The organism is Mammaliicoccus sp. RAM2, assembly GCF_045897195.1.
Lineage (GTDB): Bacteria > Bacillota > Bacilli > Staphylococcales > Staphylococcaceae > Mammaliicoccus > Mammaliicoccus sciuri.
This window is the reverse complement of record NZ_JBJNWI010000010.1, coordinates 68,397-75,141: the sequence shown is the minus strand read 5'-3', so window position 1 is coordinate 75,141 and position 6,745 is coordinate 68,397. Positions and strand designations below refer to the sequence as shown.

General features: G+C 34.1%; 3 protein-coding genes. 1 reads left to right on the top strand and 2 read right to left on the bottom strand.

What is annotated here, in order from left to right:
- The coding region (locus tag ACJTHF_RS13495; RefSeq protein WP_407812629.1) for a YPDG domain-containing protein at positions 1-4,971 on the bottom strand (4,971 nt) is incomplete at its 3' end.
- A 448-nt stretch (positions 4,972-5,419) separates the two neighbouring features.
- On the opposite strand from ACJTHF_RS13495, the gene ACJTHF_RS13490 reads away from it, so the two are divergent.
- Positions 5,420-5,818 carry a ribonuclease HI family protein gene (locus tag ACJTHF_RS13490; RefSeq protein ID WP_058592363.1) on the top strand — a complete coding sequence of 133 codons (399 nt, stop codon included), beginning with the start codon at positions 5,420-5,422 and terminating at the stop codon, positions 5,816-5,818.
- Positions 5,819-5,860: 42 nt separating this feature from the next.
- Here ACJTHF_RS13490 and ACJTHF_RS13485 read toward each other — a convergent pair whose 3' ends face one another.
- Positions 5,861-6,745 carry a 5'-3' exonuclease gene (locus ACJTHF_RS13485; protein WP_078355798.1) on the bottom strand — a complete coding sequence of 295 codons (885 nt, stop codon included), beginning with the start codon at positions 6,743-6,745 and terminating at the stop codon, positions 5,861-5,863.

The window sequence follows — 6,745 nt, the reverse complement described above, 5'->3', positions numbered from 1 at the left end:
GCTATCAGAGCTGCTGTCAGAGTTAGAACTAGAATCACTACTTGAATCAGAGTTCGAGTCTAAATCAGAATTACTGTCAGTAGTAGAGTCAGAACCGCTGTTAGCGTTTGAATCGGAACCACTATCAGATTGGCTATCAGAGCTGCTGTTTGAGTCAGAACCAGAATCGCTATTTGAATCAGAGTTCGAGTCTAAATCAGAATTACTGTCAGTAGTAGAACCAGTATCAGAGTTCGAGTCAGATCCGCTGTTAGAATCAGAACCGCTGCTAGAATTTAAATCAGAATTACTGTCAGTACCAGAGTTAGAACCAGAATTACTACTTGAATCAGAGTTCGAATCAGAATTACTATCAGTACCAGAGTCAGAACCGCTGTTAGTGTCTGAATTAGAATCTTGATCAGATTGGCTATCAGAGCCACTGTCAGAGTTAGAACCAGAATCGCTATTTGAGTCAGAGTTTGAGTCAGAGTTTGAGTCTAAATCAGAATTACTGTCAGTACCAGAGTTAGAACCACTGTTAGAGTTCGAATCAGAATCTTGATCAGATTGGCTATCAGAACTGCTGTTTGAGTCAGAGTTCGAATCAGAACCAGTATTAGAGTTAGCGCCTGAATTAGAATTACTATCAGTTTGGCTATCAAAACTGCTGTCTGAGTTAGAACCAGAATCGCTATTTGACTCAGAGTTCGAATCTAAATCAGAAGAACTGTCAGTAGCAGAATCAGAACCACTGTTAGTGTCTGAATCAGAACCGTTGTTAGCGTCAGGATCAGAATCTTTATCAGATTGACTATCAGAGCTTCTGTCTGAGTTAGAACTAGAATCACTACTTGAATCAGAGTTTGAGTCTAAATCAGAAGTACTATCGGTACCAGAGTTAGAACCACTGTTAGTGTCTGAATCAGAATCATTATCAGATTGACTACCAGAGCTACTATCAGAGTTAGAACCACTGTTAGTGTCTGAATTAGAATCATTATCAGATTGGCTATCAGAGCCGCTGTCAGAGTTAGAACCAGAATCACTATTTGAATCAGGGTTTGAGTCTAAATCAGAAGTACTATCAGTATCAGAGTTAGAATCACTGTTAGTGTTCGAATCAGAAGTACTATCAGGTTGGCTATCAGAGCCGCTGTCAGAGTTCGAGTCTAAATTAGAATTACTGTCAGTAGTAGAACCAGTATCAGAGTTCGAATCAGAGCTGTTGTTAGCATCTGAACCGCTGCTAGAATTTAAACCAGAATTACTGTCAGTAACAGAGTCAGAACCGCTGTTAAAGTCAGAATCAGAAGTATCCTTTGGAAGAACTAAAGCTATAGCATATATTTCTTCAGAAGAACCATCTGGATATTTCACCGTTATAGGCATGTTAATTTCAGTACCAAATGTATCATCAGGCGGAGCTATAATTGTTACAGTACCGCTATTTGGGTCAACTACCACAGTAAATCCTTCTGGGGTCAAAACATTTTTAGTAATTTCAAATGTTGTACCATTAGGTAAATCTTTATCTCCTGTTTGAGGGATATCAATTTTTTGGCTAGGTTTCATATCATTTGATGTATTATCATAGTTTGGTGTATGTTCCATAGCTTGGGTTTGAATAACTCTTAAAGGAATAGATGTATCATCTACAGAACCATCCGGATAGTTAACTGTAACTGGAATTGAAACAGTTTTACCAGGTGTTTCTTTAACCGATGGAGTTACCGTAGCTTTACCAGTTTCATCAAAATTAACAGTCCAACCAGTTGAAAGTCCATTTTCTGGAATTTCAAATGTAGTACCATTAGGTAAGTCTTTATCTCCTGTTTGAGGGATTTTAATTTCTATACCAGGTTTCACATTAGTAGGTGTATCACCATAGCTTGGATTATGATCATCTGCGTCTGAAGTTGTTTTAGTACCTCGTTCTATTATTTTATTCTGAGCTGCTGTTTCAATTTCTTCAGTAGTATTTGCAATTCGAGTTTTCTCACCTGAAATAGGGTTTATTTCATAAATATTAACAATCGTTTTAGTACCATTACGTCCTTCTTCAATTACATTTTCAGTCCCAACTTTTAATTTAGGGTTGTCTCTATATTCTATTTCAAAAGGTATTGTTTCTTTAAGTACTTCTTTAGCGCCTACTTCTATAATTTTATTTGTTTTTTCAATTTCAGAAACTCTTTCAGTAGTAGGGTTTGATAATTCTCCAGTTTCAGTGTTTAATTCATACTTTGTTCTAGTTCTAGTAACACCGTTTACACCCTCTTGTACGGTTGTGGGTTCATCTGTGACTAATTTATTATTATTAGGACGATAAATTGTTTCAAATGGCGCTTCATTATTCTCTATTTGAACAGTATTCTTAGCGATTACTTTTTCAATCGGTTGATAGGTTTCAGATGCATATAATAGCTTTACGGAACCATCATTACGGTTTGTATATTTTGTGGCAATACCATCTTTACCTTCATTGATAACTGTTTCTTCACCAAGTGGCTTATTATCTTCCGTTCTTTCTGTATACCTAACTGGTCGTGGTATTACCGTATTTAATTCCACATCATGACCAATTAACACAAATCTTTGTAATTTACCTAGATTAAGGTCTTTAATATTTTTATTATTATTACTAAATGACATTGTCTTTAAATCATCATGTCTAACAGTATTAGCAACAGTTTCTCTATTTCGTATGATAGAGGTATAATCTGTTACATCTTGCCAAATATCAGAGACATTACTGTTAATATCAGAATCATATTGTCCATTTGCGCTGAATACTCGATCATTCCATGTCCTTACTTCATGACTACCAGACCATTTTAAAAAGTTATCTTTAGATGCATCACCATAAATTAGTGCATTGTTGCCTGTAGGATGACTTGATGTACCTGCAGCACCACTAGTAACTTGTTTAGTACGTTGTAAGTTGAAATATTTAACTGTCCCTTCGATAAATATACCACGATTGTTACCGCCAACATTTGCAAACCCGACTAATTCAGAATGATAATCAGGAATATCTGATTTAATATCAAAGGTTGAATTTTCTTTAAGAATTATTCTTGCTGTAGATGCATTATGTGCAACCATTGAAAGAACAGGGTTATTTCTATTGTAACCACCATTAGCATTTAATTGATGTTTTATTGCTTCAATTTTGAATACCGCGTTTTCAAAAACTGTTATAATAGAATTTGAATTCAAGCCAATAATGTTATTCTCTCTATTAGCACCATTTCGTTTTGATTCAGAAATCCCATTAAAAATACTGTCTCTATTTATGTTTAATCGAGAACCTCCATGCATATTAAGTATATTTCCATTACCTTTTTGGTGGATATTTACAACTGTTCTTTCTCCTGTATTTAACATGCCATATTCGCCGTTACTTTGTAACCCTGTATCTGTGCCAAATTGAAAAATATTTTGACCAATTAAATTTATATTATTATCATCACCCAAACTGATAGTCACACCATTGCCGTTTGTTCTGAAAATTGTGTGTGTATTTTCTACATCCCATGGATTATCTGACAATGTATTTAATTTAATTGTTGAATGATTTCCAAAAGTCAAAGAACCATCTTGATATTGTCTCATTTTATTCTTGCTAGAATCTGCATAAATTTCGAAGATTCTACCTTTTGTTGTCATTGACATATCTATATTACTATTATCTGCAATTTTTATTACATTTGCACCAATTGTAACGTTATCTTTGAAACCTCTTGTACTATTATTATGACTAGTAAAGTTACCAGAAATATTAACAGTTAACTTGTCATCATTTGTTAAAGTACTACCAGTATGTTGAATATCTCTGAAGTTTAGTATTTGATCATGAGAACCACTACCATATTGAATGATACCTGCATTTTCTCTAGCTGGACCTGGGAAGTTATCTTTAGTTTGGATTTGTCCATTACTGAATGTGATATTCCATGCTGGTTTACTACCTGAATTTCCAGGTGTTTCAAAGTAGTTGTCTTGCATATTAAACAAGTGTCCATTTAAATTAATTTCCACTGCTCTAGCAGCATTACCCTCTAATGTTTGAGAGTCTTTCTTTATTCCAATTAAGCCTCTTTTAGCCGCATCCATTGTTATATCATTATCAAATATAATAGTTCCTACGGTCTTGTCGTTCAGAAAACCACGCAATTGAGCATAAGTTTTTACATGGCGTGTTGAGAGCTCTACTGCTCTAAATAAGCTACTATAACTTTTGCTTAATTTAGGTGCTTGTCTTGATGGTTGTTCTAATGTTATTGCGTCTATTTTGTCTTTGTTTTGATTATTGACAATGTCTTCTAGTGATGTAGATGACACGCTGTTTGAATCTACGTCAGATACTATATTAGTAACAGTTGCTTCTACTGTTGGTGTATCTACTGTAGGTATAGTTTCTTCTACACTTGCTGGTTGTACTGCATCTACAGTATTAACTGCTGCTTCTGTAGTTTTTGTTGTTTCTATTGTGCTACTTGATTCTTCAGCTACTTCTGTTGCGTCTGCTTGTGGTTGTTGTGCTTTTTCAGCAGTTTCAACTTTAGCAGTTTCTGGTGCTACTGTATCAACTTGAGTTGCTTCTTCTGTTGATGCTTTTTCTGTAGATGATTTATCTTCTGTTGTTGATTCTTCGTTAGTTGTTGCATCTTGTGTTGTTTCATCAACTGTAGTTGCTTCGGTAGTTGCTTCTTCTTGTGGTTGTTCTGCTGTTGTTTCAGAAGTACCGATTACTTTAGTTTCTTCTACATTTGATGATGTTGTTTCATTTGCAGACGCTTCTTCAACTGGATCTGTTGATTTACCTTCTGCTTTTTCTTCTTGTGCATGTTTTTGAATTACATTTTCAGATGCGAATGCATCATGCGTTGGTAAACCTAAGAATATAAGCGTACCGATTAGTATCGAACACGTTCCTACTGTGTACTTACGGATACTAAACTTCTGTAATTTCCGTTGCTTATCCATTAGCAAGCCCCTTTACTATAAATTTCCTTAAAGGCAACTTTACTCATGGCTGAGTTCCCCGTTACTATTTTGTCTTTATCTCATTAGTAATGTGTTCAATATATATTCTTTAAATGAATCTCAGATATATGAGTGAAGTGCACACTATTAATATGTGAATGGTCGTGCGAAACTAACTCTCCTTCCGTTAAGATTATTCACACATAAGATATGAACAAAATTATATTTCGTTCTGAATTAGTATATCACTTTTAATGTCGATTTCAAATACTATTTATAAAGAACTCTATAAAATTAATATACAATTTTTACAATTTACAATATTTTGTACAAGTTTGATGAAGAATTATTAAGTCTGAATGAAAAGTATTATGACCATTTATTGAAGTCTGTTTATCGTTCGTGTAAATTAGATGAGTAGGTAAATAATTTGAAAGAGTTGATTGAAATGCCGCAAATTTATTTTGACGCCGCTTCTAAAGGCAATCCTGGAGAAAGTTGTTGTGCATGCGTCATTATTACGGATGATGCGAGACATCATTTCACGTCTTGCCTAGGTGAAATGGATAATCATCGTGCTGAATGGGAAGCGTTAATCTTCTCTATTCAACATGCGATTGAATTAGAAGTTGGTAATGCGTTGATTTATACAGATTCGAAATTAATTGCAGATAGTATTGATAAAGATTATGTAAAGAATGCAACGTTCAAACCATACTTCGAACTATTTAAAGAATTAGAACGTCAATTTGATTTAATATTTGTGAAGTGGATTCCACGATCTCAAAATAAAGAAGCCAATCAATTGGCACAAACTGCCTTAAGAAAACAATTAAAGCATAAATAAAAAGCATATCACGACGGCGCGTGATATGCTTTTTACGTTTATTTATAAGAAGTTCGTAGTTAAATATTTACTTGATACAAATAATTCATGTTCATTACAAATTTCGATAGATTGCTCGATTTCATGATGATATGTCATTTGATTAAGTAAATCTTCTGTTTCTAATGGCACATCTGTATGAATTTGCGCAAGTTGTTTCGACATTGCTAAGTCATCACGATATGTGATGATTTTCTTTTGTTGACCTGCTGTTAATTCATTAATGTTCTCAAGTACGTTTTCAACAGATTGATATTGTTGAATCAGTTTAATCGCTGTTTTCTCACCGATACCTTTAACACCTGGATAACCATCAGCTGTGTCACCCATAAATGCTTTAACATCGACCAATTGATGTGGTTCTAAACCATACTCTTCTCTAAATTTATGAATATCATATTTATTGTAAATATTGAATCCTTTTTTCGTCAGCCATATATCAACATCTGTATTTATACATTGTAATAAGTCACGGTCACCACTCACGACATATGTTTCATGTCCTTTTTCTTGAGCACGTTTACTAATTGTTCCTATAACATCATCCGCTTCATAATTTGTTATACCTAAATTCAGCATACCTAATTTTTCAGCAATTTCTTTCGCACGGTCAAATTGTGGAATCATTTCTTCAGGTGGTGCGACTCTATTTGATTTATATGCTTCAAACATATCATTTCTGAAAGTCTTAGATCCCATATCCCAACAAACAGCAACATGTGTCGGTTTAATGTCATGGATTACTGTATATGAATGTCTAATAAATCCTTGTACAGCATTTGTAGGAATACCTTTAGAATCTCTCATAAATTGTTTATGGATGCTTGTTGCATAAAAATGTCTAAATAATAAAGCCATACCATCTATTAATAATATTTTGTTACTCAT